The following is a 15,711-nucleotide window of genomic DNA, read 5'->3' as shown; positions in this document are numbered from 1 at the left end:
ATGGCGTCGACTTGCGCTGGTGCTATCGTCGCGCCGGCTATTTTTGTGGACAAGATCCTTAGGGGGCGCACCCGGGCTGATGGGGTTTGCACCTCTACAAGCCAAGACGATCGAATGCAATGATATCGAGACCGCGCTAGAGGCGTGGGATTGGCTCAGACGAAGCCGAGTTGGTTCGATTTGAGATCGATGACACGCCCCATGCCATCCAAGCATATTACGAACGAGCGAGCGGTTAGATGGCACGCAGCGCGTGTCGCGGGGAATATGGAGCGAAGGCAATAGTGGTGAACGTTGCAGAAATCCATCCGCGCTTCAGACGCAAACTTGGTTTGCCGGTATTGCAGCTAAGTCCGCTATGCCCAGAAAGACCCAGCCTCGGAATTCCAAAAAAGGTGGTGGTGGGATCAAAGGCGCACTGGACTCCACTGTGAAGCTGTACGTGTACTTCACCCAGTAAGTCGCCATGTTCGCCCTCCCTCAGCAACGACTACAAACAGTGCAAAGGCGTGAAGCTAAATCACTGTGTTGTACAAGCGCACGTCTGTTCTTGGGCTCTAAGCTGAGTCCAAGGGGATGTAGAAGGGTACTGTGAGTATGTGAACTAGCGCGTTTCACCTCTATGAATTGCTCGGCGATCGCTGCGCTCGTCAATTCCCGTTGCTTCGCTAACGAGCCGCCCGCCGGCGATCGGCCCCTCGTCATTGAGGAACATGCAGTGCGAATAATGACACAGCGGACGAACTTGCTCCTCACGCAAAGCCGGCAGCTCTAGTCACTGCCGCCGACCTGGAACGCGCCGACGTCGCGTCCGCGCGGGCTGCCCGATGGGTCGAGCGCGCCGACAATGCCAAGCCAGCGCACCCGACCGAGCCGCAGGCGTTCGAAAAGTATCTTGAGCAACGCGATGTCAAAGGCATGACGCAGGCGTTTCTCGCCGACCTCCTGGAGCAGGACTAAGGGAGCGCCGACTGCAGCTCTCGGCAAAAGCGCGCGCATCTTCGGTGAGACACCCGGTGGATTCGCAATGCTGTGCGCGGAGCGGCAAGGTTTGGATGCCGACGCGAACCGGAAGCTGATGGCAATGCACCTCATGCAAGTCGTGAGGCCGCCTCTTCGGTAGGACCTAGATGAAGCGCCTTCCGGCAAGGGTTTCGACCTGCGCAAGCTGTCGTCCGATGTTCCCCATGGTAGCGCTTCGGGAGGGCCGTATGAGGCGCGGCGCCGTCACGGTCCCGCATGTCACGCTCGCCTCTCGTTTGGGCGGAGCGGCTTGTTTCGCGGATCGGCGCCGGCTGTTCCTCGGCAGCAGTGCACGGGTGGCTTAGCGCGACAGGTGCATACGCTGGTCACGCGTTCGGGCAAACGGCGGCTTGGCCCGCGTCAGGGTTGACGTGGGCCAAGCCCGTTCTTGTCAGTGCCAGTCGCCGGCCTTAAGCGCCGTCGAGAGACTGCGCACCGGGCGCGTTCCCAGCGAGTCAAGATCGAAGCGCTTTTCGAGCAACTTGAGGATCGACGTCGTGTCGAAATCCTCATGAGAGACGCCCGACTGGTCGAAGCGCTTGGAGATCAGTAGCGCCGGGATGCGGGTGCCCGGGCCCCATTGGTCCGCAGCGCGGGCTTCGGCACCGTGACGGTTGTGCGGGGGCGGGGGAACGTGATCCCACTGACCGCCGAACTCGTCATAAGTGATGATGATCAGCGCATTCTTGCCGTCCGGTCCTTCTACGATCGACTTGACGAGATCGACAAGGTGCTGGCTGCCTTCGGATTCGCTGGTGTAGCCGGGATGCTCGTTCTCCTCGCCGATTGGCTTGATGAAGCTGACCTGCTTCAGCCGGCCGTTCTTGGCGGCCTGGATGAACTCGGCCTCATCCTTCAAATGGTCCTTGCGGGCCTGCGTTCCCGGTGCGTAGTTGGCGAAATAGTTGAGCGCCTGATGGTGGAACTGAAAGTCCACGTCGGGGCAGTTCGGGAAGATTGCCGTGGAGAGATGGTTTGGATCGGTGCAGGTCGTGCCGTTGCCGTTGGTCCAGCCGGACGCGCCGACATCGCCATTGGCGTTCGACCAGCCGCCCGAATACCACGCCCAATCAACGTGCTTGGCCGACAGACGATCACCGATGTTCGGCGTGTGCAGCGGCGGCAGGCGCTTGATGTCCGCGGTGCCCGGAGAATAAGGCTGATAGAACGGCTGCGTCGTGTTGACCGCATAGTCACCGCAGGCGAGGCCCGTCGGCAGGCCGGTCTGGTTGCACTTGGCGGTGAGCTGCGCATCCTTCACGGTAGTTGTCGGCGTATAGAGCGGCGTGCTGGTCGGCATGCCGTTCGCGTCGACGATGGAGTGAAAGTCGTTGGCGCTGCCGTCGTTCAGGGCGCCGACGAATTGCGGCGCCGCAGCGGCGACCAGGTACTGGTGGTTCAGGAACGATCCGCCGAAGGCGGCCTGGAAGAAGCTGTCGGCGATAACGTAGTTCGGCGCGCTGCGGCCGTGCAGATAGGTGTAGATGGGCAGCTTCTTGGTGTCGTAATAGCCCATCGTCAGACCCGCGGCGTCGCTTCCGGTCACGTAGCGGTTCTGCTTGCCGCCGTTGAGCTGGAACTGTTCGCTATAGAAGCGATGCACGATGTCTTCCGTGCAGCCGCCGGGCGCACCGGTGCCGTTGAGAAAGCCATGCGAGGCGAAAGCGCCGACCGGCTTCGGGCAGGTGGAGGCCGATGTCGGGATGAAGTCGTTGATCTCGAACGGCTTGTTCTTGAAAGCGCTGAGGATCGCGACCGTGCCCGTATTGTCGGTGCAGCTGGTCGGCTGCGGCGAGGGCGAGGTCAGATTGACGTCGTTCTGCAGCAGGCAACCATACACGGTCTGACCGTCCTGGCGAATCTGCAGCGTGTGCGAGGGATCAGCATCGGAAGTGCCATTGATCCGGTCGCGGCCGACATCGCCCCAGTGCCCGTAGAGGTTATCGAAGCTGTGGTTTTCCTGATAGATGATGACGACGTGCTTGTAATCATTGATGCCGTCATGACCGTTATCGTGGTCGTGGTGCCGCAGCTCGTCCCTGACCTCGTGCTTGAATTCGTCGATGATCTTTTCGACGAGATTTTCCGCGTTTGCCACCGGCGCGGTTGCGACGGCGCCAGCAACAATCGCGAGCGCCGGAATGGCTCCCCAAAGCCGCATCGTGTTCTCCTGATTTCAGAAAGAAAAAGAAATGGAGCTACACGCTAAGCAAAACACATTTCGCCGGGATGACCGTTTTTAGACGCGCGCGCAAACAAGCGAGATGTTGTCAACGCGTCACGATGTCATCACCCCGTGGAGCGCATCGGTTTGGATTTCCACTTTAGCGTTGACTTGCACGTTACGGAGTTTGCGTCATCAAATTGCAAACAACATTCGTCATCCAGTCAGACGGTCATTGAACCCGCCGACAAGAAACTGTCACCCCCGTGACATCTTCCGATCGCGCGGCGGCACGAATGATCTGTAGCAGGAGCGTTTTCCGCGATGCCTTGGGATCTTCTGGCGTGTGGCTTCAGGGAATGTCGCACTGAATTGGCTGGTCGTGGCATCCGCCTGGCGCGGATCACGTTGCTGGCATTCACGGCAGCCTTGCTTGCGCCGCGCGTGATGGCGTTTCCGCTCGGCGGCGACCAGACTGTGCTGCCGGCCGGCACCGAATTCTCCGAGGAAGCATTGGCACGGCCGCGCGAGTTGTTTCACTCCGAAGCGGTCGGAGGCCACAAATCCTTTCTGGTCAATCTCGGCGATCTCGCCTTCAACTCGCCGGCCATTCTGGGCGGCAAAGCGCGCCAGGCCGAGATGAGTTGCGGCACCTGCCACGTCAACGGCGCGTCGAACCCAAAACTGTTCGTGCCTGGCGCATCCAGCCGCCCTGGTACCTTCGACACCACCAGCCTTGTGTTCAACCCGAAGACCTTCAACAGCATCCTCGACCCGGTCCGGATTCCGAGCCTGCGCGGCGCCCGCTTCCTCGCGCCATACGGACATGACGGGCGCATCACCTCGCTCCGCGACTTCGTCTATAATGTCATCGTCAACGAATTCGCGGGGCCAAAGCCGTCGGACGAGGTTTTGGACGGCCTTGTCGCTTACATCAACGACATCGATTTTCTGCCCAATCCAAAAATTGTGCCCGGCGGCAGGCTCGCAGTACAGGTCGGCGATTCCGAGCGTCGCGGCGAGAAGCTGTTCTTCAAGCCGTTCCCGCGTCAGGCCGAATTGAGCTGCGCGGGCTGTCATATTCCGTCTGGAACCTTCAACGACCAGGCGCGTCACGACGTCGGATCGGGCGGGCTGGTCAAGACGCCCACCTTGCTAAACGCGAATTTCAACGCCCCTTATTTCCACGACGGCCGCTATGACAGCTATGAGCAGGTGGTGCAGCATTTCGACCGCGTGTTCGATCTGGGATTGACTGCCCAGGATACGCAGGACTTGGTGGCCTATCTGAACACGGTCGGCGACGGCGAGCGTCCCTTCGACAAGGACGGTGTCGTGATCCGGATGAAAGAGGTCCTCGAGCTGTCGAGCGTGCTCCAGGTCGCGATCCCCACCGGCAATACGGCGGTGGTGTCGCTGGCCGTGACCGGCGTCGGTGCCGAACTGCGTGAATTGACCGAGCACATCCCCGACATCAGGAACGCCTCGGTCGGCGGCCAGGATGAGCGGCTTGCGGCGCGTACCATCTTGAAGGACCTCGTCCTCACCCTGCGCCGCATCGATATCGATGTCTCGGCGGGCCGGATCGATGATGCGATGACGGAATACCGCAGCTTTGCGCTGCTGGTGAATTTCGACGTTCCCGTTGCCCTGAAGAAGGCCGAGCCGTGGTCGCTGTTCAACGGTAACGTGCATCAATCGCACTACGCGGCGCTCGGCCGGTTGCTGCCGGCGGCCGGCCAGCAGCCGCAGTGACCCGGAGCGCTCGCGCTCGCCTCACTCCGAGTCCGGCTGCGCGACCCATACATCGCTCTGCTGGATCCGGCGGATCAGCGCGTGCGGATCGAATTTGCGCATGCCGGCGGGAATCTCGAACGTTTGCGCCGGCTGCGGTTCGTCGCGGATGTGTTCGGCGGTGATCATCGTGCCGTCCTCTGTCTTGATCTGGAGCGGGAATTTGTGCTCGCGGTCGACCCAGCTGAGAAAGGTGGAGCCGGGCGCCGCGACCCGGTAGACATCCATCATTCGCCCGGCGACCGTCTCGTCGTGATCGTATTGACAGCGCCATGTCGCAAGGTCGGTCGGCGCTGATAGCTGCGCTATCGCCAGCCATTGCCGGCAGGGATCGTTCGGATCGACCGGCACGAACATCCCCGTCAGGGGGCTCGATTGCTTCGCGTCCATGAAAACACGTGCGCCGGGGCGGACGAAATAGGCCGTGGGCCCGGCCGTGTCGATCAGGAAGAAGCCATCGGGTAGCGCTGCCGCCTCTAACCGTTCCTTTCCGTCCGAGACATGCAAGCGTCCCAGCACAGTCGTCGTCTCGTCCTTTTTGGCAACGAGATCAGCCGAAAACTGCTGCGCCTCGACCGATTCCGCCGTCGCCGCCAGGAGGGCGGCGGCGAGCAGGGAGGCTTTGAGGAGGCTGCTGGCCGGCGAGGCCTGTGCATTGAGCTTCATTGAAAAAGTCCCGGGTTGGTTCATGGCGGACATGACAACGCCGACCGAACCATGGGTTCGGTCGGCGCCGGCATCAGGCCGACCAATGTCTCGTGCTGGACGAGAGATCGATCACTCGGTGTAGGACAACGTGACCGCCTTGCTGAAGTCGAACGCGTCGAACATGTCCGACAGTGCGGGGCTGTTGGACGGGACGTATTCGTTGTTCTTCGAGTAGGTCGGGTTCGGCAGGTTGTCGCGGCTGCGGTTCGTGAGCGGCTGGAGAGCCCAGTTGCGTTCGATGAACTTCAGCAGCGAAACGTGGTCGGCGTAGTTGTGGTTGACCTTGCCGCCCGTCGAATAGGGCGAGAGGACCAGGGTCGGGATGCGCGGTCCGTCGCCGAAGAAGTCGATCGACTGGATGTAGCCCGAGTCCCAATATCCGCCGGCCTCGTCCCAGGTGATGAACACCGCGGTCTCGGCCTTCAGTTCCGGATTGTTGTCCAGCGCGTTGAGCACGTTCAGGGTATAGGCCTCGAACAGGTCAACCTTCGAGCTCTGCGGATGACCGTCGAGTAGACCGTCCGGCTTGCCGAACGACACCGCGGGCAGAGTGTTGTTCTGGATCGCTGTGATCAGATCGGACGTGTCCTTCATGTGAGCCTGACGCACGGTCGGGTTCGCCATGATCGAGGTCGCATACTGGAACGGATTGCAGATCTGGCAGTAGGCGATACCGAGCGCGTGTGCCGGATCGGCAACCGCGGCAGCGGTGAGGTTCGGACTGGTCGGATTGGCCGCAACCGCTGCGTTCGAGAGCGTCACGGCGTCGTTATACGCACCACCATAGAACGCCCAGGAGATGTTCTTCTCCATAAGCGCGTCGCCGATCGTACGGACGGACGACGGCGGAACGTTGTTGCCGCCCGACAGAGCGCCGTTCGGGAGATAGCCCGGATTGACATTGTTGAGCATGTAATAGTGGTTGGGTTTGCAGTTCGGCTCGGCCGCATACGGCAGATTGTTGAGATAGGTGACGATCGGTTTCACGCCGGGCTGGAACACATCGGAGCAGTTGCTCCAATTGCCGTCGACGGTGTAGCGGTTAACCGTACCCGCGACCGGATTCGGGTTGGCGATCGCGGTGGCCGGCGGCGTCGCCGGGTTGCCCTTGCCATCGCTCCAGAAAGCTGCGTCGCCGGTACCGAGCATGAAGTGGTTCGCACCGGTGCCGCCGTGGAACGACTGGTGGAAGTTGTCGCTCAGGGTGAAGCGGTCGGCGAGCATCTTGAGGACCGGGGCCTGACCCTGCTGGGCGTTATAGAAGCCCATCGAGTTGGCCGCGCTCTTGTTGGACGCCGAGTAGGTTGCCATCACGAACGGGAACAGGTCGTTCAGGCAGCCCGAATTGTTCTTCTTCGTGGCGTTGGCGGCGCTGCAGTCGTCCTGCTGCCAATCCTGATAGAAGCGGTGGGTCGAGTCGCCGGTGTAGTCATCGTCGCTGATCTGCTCACCCTGCAGCTGGAACGGTCCGTTCAGGCTGCCGGCGCCGGGAACGCGGGTGTCGAGCACTCCGGTCGGCAGTCCGCTGAAGCCGGTCGTGAGGATGTCGAGATCGCTCGGATCCATGTCCTTTTCGACGCTAGCTTCGGCGATCGTCTTGAACGGGGCGCCGGTGTCGCTCTGCGCGGTCGGCGTTCCGTTGGTGTTCGGCTGCGGCATCTTGTTGGTGGCGTTATAGGGAGACTTCGAGATCGTCGGCGCGCCGATATAGAAGGAGGGCTGGCCCGCGACCGAATACTGCTGCGCCTGGGCGAAGTTCGGGCCCGGCGTTCCGTCCTCGTTGACAATGCCCTTCGACAGCAGGTTGGAGATCGTCTGTCCCTTGCCCTTCGGCTTGTAGATACCGAAGGTGTGGTCGAGGCCGCGGTTTTCACCGATCAGGATGATGACGTGCTTGATCGGCGAGGCGGTCTTCACCTTGTCGCCGTGATCCTTGTCACCATGATCGCCGTGATGCTCGTTCCGGCTTTCTTCGTGCGATTTGTTGTTGTGGTGTGAACGCTTGTCCCACGGGCTGTGACCGCCCGGGTAGTGAGCGGCGTAGGCGGCAGTTGCGACGAGCACCGTGGACGCGAGGCAGATCGCGGTGCTGGTTCGCCAGTGCTTCTTGTAATTGAAAGTCATTGTCGACCTCAGGATGTTTGCGGTTAGCAACACACACCTGCTTAGTGAGACAATATGACGCATGCTTTTCGTTGCGATGAATGCCCGAAAGAAATTTCGAAACGTTCCAAGAATTTCTGTGGAGACACACGCAACGTGAATCGCATCTCCACGATTCAAATCATCAGCGAGCGACGGGAAAGGATTTTTCAGCAATTCAAGCGACCACGAGAATCGTAAACGCGATTCCGCGCGGCCTGATCAATGCGAAACATGCTTGGACTGCATCACCTGGCGAAGTGCGGCATAATGCTGATCGTGGACGTCCTGGTTGAAGAGCGACCAGGGCTCGGCGCTGGCGAGCAGCGCGGGCACTGCAGCGGCCATCAGATAGCGGAAGTTCCTGAGCTCGGTAGTCGCATCGCTGGTGCGTCCAGCTCCAACAGCCATCTCGATTCGCCGTAGCGTGAGAACGAGCTCCTTCAAGCTGTTGCGCGCAAGGACACGATGCTCTTCGCCACCCGATACGCTGGTGTTCTTCCGGTCGGGATATTGCTCGGTCAACTCGCGCAGCTCGCGGCCGATGGTGTCGACCGCAAGGGCGACCGTGTCCTTGTCGCCGGCGGTAACGGCAATCGCGAGCACGGAAGAGAAGTCGTTGATCTCTTTCAACGTCGCGCCGGCGCCGTCGCGCTCATAGGGCTGCGTGCCATCGCCGACTGCCGTCAGATAGGCGACGAGGTCGCCCTTGTCCTGAGTGGAAAGACCGAGCTGGAACGTCCGGTCGAAATAATCGACGACCTGATTGAAATCGTCGAAGCGGCCGTCGTGAAAATACGGCGCGTTGAAATCCGCATTGCGCAGGGTCGGGGTCTTGAACAGGCCCCCGGAGCCGATGTCGTGCTGCTGGTGATCGACGAAGCCCGACGACGGAACATGGCAGCCAGAGCAACTCAGCGACGGATCGTGCGGGAACGGCTTGGAGAACAGCGCTTCGCCGCGGCGCTCCGCTTCGCTGATCTTGCCGGCCAGGCGTCCCGCAGGACCGAGGCTCGGATTGGGCAGGAAGTCGATGTCCTGGATATAGGCGACGATCGCGTCGAGCGTCGCCGGGGACGGCTCCGGTCCGGCGAACTCGTTGGTGATGACGTTGTGGACGAAGTCCCGCAGCGAGGCGAACCGTCCATCGGCGCCGTAGGGCGCAAGATAGCGCGCGCCGCGCAGGCTCGGAATCCTCACGGGGTCGAACGCCAGATTGTTGGCCTTCGGATTGAACAGTGGACCGGTGGTGTCGAACGTGCCGGGCCGGCTCGACATCTTCGGCATGAAGAATTTCGAGTTGTTGGCTCCGTTGACGTGGCAGGTGCCGCAGCTCACGCCGCCCTGTCGTGCCACCGGGCCGAGGAGCCCCGGTGAATTGAAGGCGAGATCGCCGAGGTTCACGAGGTATGACTTGCGGCCGGTGCGCTCGGACTGGAACACCTCGCGCGGCTTGTCGAGCGCATCCTCATTCAGCTCGGTCGAAACAGGCAGAACGGTCTTGTCGCCGTCGACGGGGAAAGCCACCGCCTGGCCGAGCAGTAGTACAAGGACAGCGAGACCGGAAAACAGCGCGCCCCGACGCAAGTGAAGCGATGTCATCGCGCCTGGGCCTCCAGCGTCGGCCGCTGCAGGCCGAGCTTGGCCGAAGCCCCCTGCAGTGCCACGACCAGCTCCTCGCTGGTACGGCGCAGGTCCGCGATATCGACGTGCGGCAGATAGGGCGTCGCGACGATCGCCTCGAGCTGCTCGATCCGGTTAGACACCATCTCGTCGAGCTTGCCGTCCACCGTGTTGAGCGCGGCGGAGAAGATCGTGTGATACGCGAAATCGATGCCGGCGATGTTGTTGCGCATATCGTCGAGCGAGGTGCCGCTGATGCGCGACTCGCCGCCATCCGCCTTGCTCTCCCCGACCTCGTAGGTGAGCCGCACCGTGCCATCGAGCAGGCCCTGCGGCGTGAGCTTGATGTCCTTGAGCTTGCCGTGAAGATCATTCAGATGCTGCACGAGGCCGGCCACATCGGCGGCGACATCCGTGCTGCCTGCTCCAAACAATCTTGCCTCGATCGCGTGGAACCCGCTGTCCGCGTTCGGCCACGCGTCGATCTGCACATCGAGTTCGGGGACGAAGCCTGCGGTGAACACTTCCGAGCGTTCCCAGCCCGCACGCGCTGAAAGCCATGCCTTCTTGGCGCCGGGCAAATCCGAGGCTGCGGCGCGCTCTTGCAGGGCGCGTGCGCCCGCGAGCGCACTGGCAACGCTCTCGATCAGGTACGGCCGATAGCGTTCAGCTCCGTCCTCGAGCGCGCCGGCATGCGCGTCACGCACCCCGGCCAACGCCGCCAACAGAAGGCACGTCGCCACTCGCATCTTGTACATTGTCCAACCCACTCATCCGCCATGAAGGGCTTCATGGCGTACAGTCGGGCGAACTATTGTCGGTATCCTATGCGGATTTGTGACAGCTCGGACGTTTTGTCGCATCTTTTCTATTTCGACATCATCGTCGACGATCACAATCCTGAAAACTTAGTTCGCTACAACTGATCGATTCAAATCTGCGGTTCAACGCGGATTATTGCGAAACGACATCCACACGCGTCACACCCGTCACGTCACGATGCATCTCGGCTACGAAGGTCTTTATCTTATTGGATCTTATGGGGCGCTTTGCGTGCTCTGCTGCGCTGTCGCGCTGATCGACCTTCGGCACGGTATCATTGCCGATTGGCTCAATCTTGCGATCGCGGCTCTCGGTCTTGCAAACATTGTCGTCACAGACGGCACAACCGCAGCTCTCAGCGCGATGGCGACCGCCTTGCTCGTCGGCGTCCTGTTTTGGCTATTGCAGCGTCTTTACTTCAGGTTACGGCACGTGGATGGTCTGGGCCTTGGCGACGTCAAGTTTCTTGCCGCCGCCACGATCTGGGTCGGCGTTGCCGGCGTGCCGACCTTGCTTCTGATTGCTGCGGTCGCGGCACTTGGCGTCGCGGGTGGCCTGCAACTCGCAGGTCACGAGATGAAGCGTCAGACGTCGATCCCGTTCGGTCCCTTTCTCGCGCTCGGGCTTCTCGCGACGCCGGCCTTTCAGAACTGGCTTGGTCTGAGCTAGAATCGGGATTTCAACCGCAAACGCAATCACTTCTCGCGCCGCGCAGCGAGGGGCTTCTTCTCGGTGCTGATCGGAATGAGGCGGATATCGCCGCTATCCTCGCTCCCGGGGCGCGGCAGCGTGAGCAGCGCCCCTTGCTCGTCCTTCTCCATCGTCACTTCGCGTCCGTTGATGGTGCGGAGTTTCCATCCCTGAAAATCGTCGCCGATCTTCAATCGCAGCGCGGCTTTGGTTGACAGATCGAGAAAGATCCCGAAGCTTTCATCGCCGCCCGCGATCGTGCCGACGAGCGACAGCGGTGGCGGTTCGATCTCGACCTTGCGCGGTGGCGGCGGTGGCGATGGTGTGCTCTCCGCGGGTTCCGCGACGATGGCCGGCGGAGGTCGCCGCGACGGCGAGAACACGGGACGATCGCGTGTGTTGGACAGCGCTTTAAGCGGAATGCCCCATAGCGGATTTGCACTGAGCGGCCTTGGCGTTGGCACCGGCGACGGCACCACCCGAACCGAGGCCACGGGCTCAGACGGTGGCGGCGATGACAGTACGGGCCCGCCGAGCCGGGTATCGTCAAGCGTCCCAGCGTCGAGTGCATCTGCGGCGCGGTCGGGAACGGCAGCCCATGCGGCATGAGCCGAGACCGCGCAGACAATGATCGTTGCGAAGCGCCACTTCACTTGGTGCCTCGCCATTGTCCGGAGACACCGAGCAGCACGCGCAGCTTGCCTGGATCGGCTTGCCCGGCAGTATCGTCGGCGATAGGCTGCACGACCAATTGGTCAATGAACAAGAACGGCATGCCGGCCTCGAGGTCGTAAAGCACCTGTTGCAATTGTGCCTGCTCGATCTCGCAGCTCGCGACCATGCTGATGAAGCCGGCCTTGGCCGGGATGGTGGGGACATCAAGCTGGGTCGACAGCACGTTGCCGCCGGATTTCGCGACCGCGCCCGATACGCGCTGGAGCAGGGTGGCGCCGGCAACGGTGACGGTTGCGCCCTCGAGATATGCCGAGCCGGTCGGCATGACCGGCCTGCCGGGCGCCGTATTGGCCTTCGTTCTCCCCTCCAATTGCGCGAGCATGGCGGCCGATGCCGCAACATCGCTGCGCTGCGCGACAAGATCGGACAGCGACGATATCACGACAAACAACAACAACACGACAAGACCGAGATAGCTCGCGGTCGCGACCAACGGCGATGTGCCGACCGAAGCCAGCGAGCGGGATGCTGCGCTCATGAGCCGGATCCAAAATAGGCGGTGATGTTGGCCTCGACGTGGAACCGCTCCGCGGTTTCGTTTGCCGCACGCGTCGTTGGGGCGAAGAAGGTGGCGCGGGTGAATTGCGGTGACTGCTCCATCAGCCGGATGAGCGATGGTGCGTCCTGGGTCAATCCCACCACCTGCACCTTGGGCCCCTCGATGCGGAGCTCCGTCACATAGGTCGTGTCGGGCAGAACGCGCGAGAGGGCTTCCAGAACCATGACGCTCGACGGCGTCGTTTGCTTGCGCTTGGCCAGCAGGCCGAGCCCGGATGAATCACTGTTGGCGTCGAGGCGCAGCGCCGCGCGGCGCTGCGAGATGCGATGCTGTAAATCATCCTGTTCCGATTGCAGCGCGCCGCCGAGATAGATGTTCAACAGCAGGCATGCCGCGGCCGCGGCCGCTGTCGCGGCGAGGAGAACGCGCAGGAGACGGGAAACATTTGAACCAGCAAGGCCCCGCAGCTTTCGATCGAGCAAAGTCACGTGCAGCGGGGCACCGTCACTCCCGATGGCTGGTGCCGAGACGACGACGGAGGCGCAGCCGAGCGTCTTCGCCAATCGGATCAGGGGATCCACCTTGGCCGCCGAGGTCGCACTGAACGCAACCTCGATGCGATCATTCGCGACAGGCTGCGGCGAAGCCCAGCCGAAGACGGCGTCAGCAACGCTCCACGGCGTCAATCGGTCGACCTGCGCGCGGACCATGCCGTCGAGGAAATCGGCAGCCTGGCCGGGGAAATCGAGCAGGCGGCTGACCACGTGATCCGGTTGCAGCCGCACCTCGATACGGCTTCCGTCCAATGCTGCTTTCCAATCCGCCGACAGCATTGGCGGCAGCGCATCGTGCTCAAGCCGAAACGACAGCGGAGCCGGCAGCGACCCGTCCCGCGACGCCGTAAGGTGTGTCGTGAACGAGCCGTCTGCATTCTCGTCGAGTGCGACGCTGCGCCGGTGCATAAACCGGCCCGCAACGCCGTCAGCGGCCGTCGCGGCCGCGCCGATCCATTGCTCAAACCATTGCCGTGCCTCGGCAAGTACTGCCATCAACTCCTCCCGCGAAGCAGGACCGTATTGCGCGGCTCGACATTGTCTTGCCAGGACAACACGCGATAGGGTTCAACCTTGTCTCCGAGTGCGATCACGGCTTCGGAGTTGGTGCGGCGGCCGTTATGGAACTGGATCGATATCGCGATCCGGTAGCAGGGACTTTGCGCCGTCGATGCCGCGCTTTGCGGGCTGGGCGCGCCAGCGGTGCCGTTTGGTGACGCCGACTGCGCCGCAAATCCGCCCTGCGCGTTCCCCGATGCCTTGTCCGTAGCCGCGACGACTTCCGGCGAGGCGATGGCCGGGTCTATGTCGGGCGTGCCGTTGAACACCGTGACGAAGGGCAGGGCGCGGTCGACCAGGGCAGCAGGAATGCCCGCGACTAATCCCAGTTCATTGACGTGGATGAACAGGCCCTGCCTCGGCGAATAGCCGAGCGCATTGTAACGCGCTGCTTCCACGTTCTCGCTGCCTGGCGTGGGGCGGGTTCGCCAGCCGATGATCCGATCGGCGTATTCGGCGGCTGCGCCCTTGTTGCCGCCGAGCACGGCGAAGAGGCCGGTCAGCATCTCCTTTGACGCGTAGTTCAGGTCGAGGCGGCCGGCCTCGGAGGTGAACGTCACGGCGACATTGGCCCCGTCGAGGGCGAAATGAAACGCGCCGCGGGGCGGCCTTGTCTTCTCGTCGGTCAGCGTCAGCCGATAGGCGGCGAGCTCGACGCCGGCAGACACCAGCGCCTCGGTCCGCAACGACATGTCACTCGCCGCCAACGCCCGTGCCGACGCGGCGAGATAGGCCGAAAAGATGATCGCCAATGACGCCAGCGCCATCAGGATCCAGAGCACGGCAACGATGACGAAGCCGCGGTTGGCCGGGGGTCGGATGATGTTGCCGGTGGCGCCCATCAGGTCTTGTCCTGGTCGCTGGCGCCTTCGGAATTGCGCTTGTCGCTGCAATTACCGTCCGGCTTGGTGCAGTCGCCGGGAACCTGGACATGCACCGTCGCGATGGTCGAGACCGACAGGACGCGCTGGCTTGCAGCGTCGCGCACCGTCAGGCGGATCATCGCCGGCAATTTCTCGGCATCCTTCCACGCGCTTTTCCAGATCCTGTCAGGCCCGGCATAGGCGAAGGACAGGCGATAGGGTGCGCGCAATAGCACGACCGGGCTGCCGAGATGGATTTGTTCGGTCAGCGACAGCCCGTCGGCGAGCGGCGTGAAGCGCGTTTGCGTGCGAACGGTGACGAACTCACCGCGATCCCTGCTTTCGCCGAGCCGCACCACGTCGAGGCCCGGTCCGGCATTCGGACCCACCGAGGTTCGTACGAACATCACGGACAGCTCGGACCCGTCAAACAGCGGCCGGCGGGTGTCGCGATTGGGGGCGACGAACTCCGCCGCGGCGAGATCGGCGCCGATCCGCTCCAGCGCAATCCCGATCAGCTCGCTGCGCTGGATCCTGTCCAGGCCTCTGTTCCAGCTCGGCAACCACTGCGCCGTGATGCTGGCGAGCGCCGACAGCAATAGCCCCATCAGCACCAGTGCGACGATGGTCTCGATCAGCGTGAAGCCGCGCTCACGCGTTCGCCGGTTTGTCCTTGCCGGGGTCATTCCGAAGACCTCGGCATCAGGCGCACGGTGCGGATATCGGACAACGCGCCGCCTGGCGATCTGACGCGAATTCTGACCAGCTCGGGGGCCCAGGGCGCATTGCCCTCGGGCACGGTCCAGTCACCGCCGAGTGCGCTGACGTCGATGGTCCAGCGATAGCCTTCGGCCTGTCCCGTCGAGGTGCCCGACCGCAATTGCGCGCGTGGCGGAATGCCGATCGTCATCAGGGTGCGTGCCGCCTGCATCAGCGCGACGTGCTGCTCCAGGGTCCGCACCCCGCGCGCCTTGCCGCCCATGACTGCGCCGATCGCGACGATCGAGACAGCCACCAGCGCGAGCGCGACCAGCACCTCGATGATCGTGAAGCCCGCATCAGTGCGGCTAGTTGGCGGCGATATCGCGCGCAATGATTTCAACCCTTCCGGTGAGCCAGTTGACGCGGACCTCGAACCCCGCATCGAGCCGCGTCAGCGCGATGGAGCCGCCGCAGGAACCGCCATTGGCAAAGAAACGAATGGTCGATTGCGCGGCCTGGCGCTGGCAGCTCTGCGGTAGGACGGCATCGAACCTGACGTCGTCGGGAATGCGCAGCGTCGTGCGCGAGGAGCCCGAGTGAATCGCGCGGCTCGCCGCGTCGACCAACGTCGCAACGCTGGTGCTGCGCTCAATGGCGGCGTTGCGATCCGCCTTTAGCAGCGTCGCGGTCTGCAAAGCATAGGCCTGCAACCGCGATCGCGACGTCTGATGTGGAATGAATGGCAGCAGCACGGCGGCCATCAGCGCGATAATGGCGAGCACGCACACCATCTCGAGTAGGGAGAAGCCGCGCTGCGTGGCATCGGTCATTGCC

The 15,711-nt window shown here is 62.5% G+C and carries 15 protein-coding genes; 2 read left to right on the top strand and 13 right to left on the bottom strand.

The features are described from left to right. Positions 1-771: 771 nt before the first annotated feature. Complete coding sequence (locus JQ627_RS32605; RefSeq protein ID WP_212488455.1) at positions 772-999, bottom strand: hypothetical protein; 228 nt, start codon at positions 997-999, stop codon at positions 772-774. A gap of 415 nt (positions 1,000-1,414) precedes the next feature. Further along, positions 1,415-3,184 (bottom strand): alkaline phosphatase family protein, encoded by a 1,770-nt coding sequence (locus JQ627_RS32600; RefSeq protein ID WP_212488454.1) that lies wholly within the window; start codon positions 3,182-3,184, stop codon positions 1,415-1,417. Positions 3,185-3,559: 375 nt separating this feature from the next. Here JQ627_RS32600 and JQ627_RS32595 point away from each other — a divergent pair, with 375 nt between their 5' ends. Continuing rightward, on the top strand, positions 3,560-4,942 hold the full coding sequence (locus JQ627_RS32595) for a cytochrome c peroxidase (protein WP_249143578.1): 1,383 nt from the start codon (positions 3,560-3,562) through the stop codon (positions 4,940-4,942). Between the two features lie 21 nt (positions 4,943-4,963). On the opposite strand, the gene JQ627_RS32590 is transcribed toward JQ627_RS32595, so the two are convergent. The 4 genes from JQ627_RS32590 to JQ627_RS32575 form a co-directional block, all read right to left on the bottom strand. Then, positions 4,964-5,647, bottom strand: coding sequence for a hypothetical protein (locus JQ627_RS32590; protein WP_249143577.1), 684 nt, complete (start codon positions 5,645-5,647; stop codon positions 4,964-4,966). Positions 5,648-5,758: 111 nt separating this feature from the next. Then, positions 5,759-7,813 carry an alkaline phosphatase family protein gene (locus JQ627_RS32585; RefSeq protein WP_212488452.1) on the bottom strand — a complete coding sequence of 685 codons (2,055 nt, stop codon included), beginning with the start codon at positions 7,811-7,813 and terminating at the stop codon, positions 5,759-5,761. Positions 7,814-8,053: 240 nt separating this feature from the next. After that, positions 8,054-9,433 (bottom strand): cytochrome c peroxidase, encoded by a 1,380-nt coding sequence (locus tag JQ627_RS32580; protein ID WP_212488451.1) that lies wholly within the window; start codon positions 9,431-9,433, stop codon positions 8,054-8,056. Beyond that, the gene (locus tag JQ627_RS32575) at positions 9,430-10,179 is read right to left on the bottom strand and encodes an EfeM/EfeO family lipoprotein (RefSeq protein ID WP_249143576.1); all 750 of its coding nucleotides are present in this window, start codon (positions 10,177-10,179) and stop codon (positions 9,430-9,432) included. The genes JQ627_RS32580 and JQ627_RS32575 overlap by 4 nt, the downstream gene beginning before the upstream one ends. A 328-nt stretch (positions 10,180-10,507) precedes the next feature. Between JQ627_RS32575 and JQ627_RS32570 the strand changes: the two genes are divergently transcribed. Beyond that, positions 10,508-10,945: an A24 family peptidase gene (locus tag JQ627_RS32570; RefSeq protein WP_312015822.1), complete on the top strand. Its 438-nt coding sequence runs from the start codon at positions 10,508-10,510 to the stop codon at positions 10,943-10,945. 26 nt (positions 10,946-10,971) lie between these two features. Here JQ627_RS32570 and JQ627_RS32565 read toward each other — a convergent pair whose 3' ends face one another. Genes JQ627_RS32565 through JQ627_RS32535 form a run of 7 tightly spaced genes read right to left on the bottom strand, consistent with a single transcriptional unit; the run spans position 10,972 to position 15,707 of the window. Next, complete coding sequence (locus tag JQ627_RS32565; RefSeq protein WP_249143575.1) at positions 10,972-11,619, bottom strand: hypothetical protein; 648 nt, start codon at positions 11,617-11,619, stop codon at positions 10,972-10,974. After that, positions 11,616-12,179: a type II secretion system protein GspM gene (gspM, locus tag JQ627_RS32560; RefSeq protein WP_249143574.1), complete on the bottom strand. Its 564-nt coding sequence runs from the start codon at positions 12,177-12,179 to the stop codon at positions 11,616-11,618. Before gspM ends, JQ627_RS32565 begins: the two co-directional genes overlap by 4 nt. Next, complete coding sequence (locus tag JQ627_RS32555) at positions 12,176-13,249, bottom strand: PilN domain-containing protein (RefSeq protein WP_212488448.1); 1,074 nt, start codon at positions 13,247-13,249, stop codon at positions 12,176-12,178. Before JQ627_RS32555 ends, gspM begins: the two co-directional genes overlap by 4 nt. Next, positions 13,249-14,154: a general secretion pathway protein GspK gene (locus JQ627_RS32550; protein ID WP_212488447.1), complete on the bottom strand. Its 906-nt coding sequence runs from the start codon at positions 14,152-14,154 to the stop codon at positions 13,249-13,251. The genes JQ627_RS32555 and JQ627_RS32550 overlap by 1 nt, the downstream gene beginning before the upstream one ends. Further along, positions 14,154-14,861, bottom strand: coding sequence for a type II secretion system protein J (locus tag JQ627_RS32545; protein ID WP_212488446.1), 708 nt, complete (start codon positions 14,859-14,861; stop codon positions 14,154-14,156). The genes JQ627_RS32550 and JQ627_RS32545 overlap by 1 nt, the downstream gene beginning before the upstream one ends. Next, positions 14,858-15,268, bottom strand: a complete 411-nt coding sequence (locus tag JQ627_RS32540; protein ID WP_249143573.1) for a prepilin-type N-terminal cleavage/methylation domain-containing protein — start codon at positions 15,266-15,268, stop codon at positions 14,858-14,860. The genes JQ627_RS32545 and JQ627_RS32540 overlap by 4 nt, the downstream gene beginning before the upstream one ends. Continuing rightward, the gene (locus JQ627_RS32535; RefSeq protein WP_212488444.1) at positions 15,243-15,707 is read right to left on the bottom strand and encodes a prepilin-type N-terminal cleavage/methylation domain-containing protein; all 465 of its coding nucleotides are present in this window, start codon (positions 15,705-15,707) and stop codon (positions 15,243-15,245) included. The genes JQ627_RS32540 and JQ627_RS32535 overlap by 26 nt, the downstream gene beginning before the upstream one ends. Positions 15,708-15,711: the final 4 nt, after the last annotated feature.

It is taken from the genome of Bradyrhizobium liaoningense (assembly GCF_018130785.1).
GTDB lineage: Bacteria > Pseudomonadota > Alphaproteobacteria > Rhizobiales > Xanthobacteraceae > Bradyrhizobium > Bradyrhizobium liaoningense_A.
Note: the sequence above shows the minus strand (reverse complement) of the source record. Positions and strands in the feature narration are given on the sequence as shown.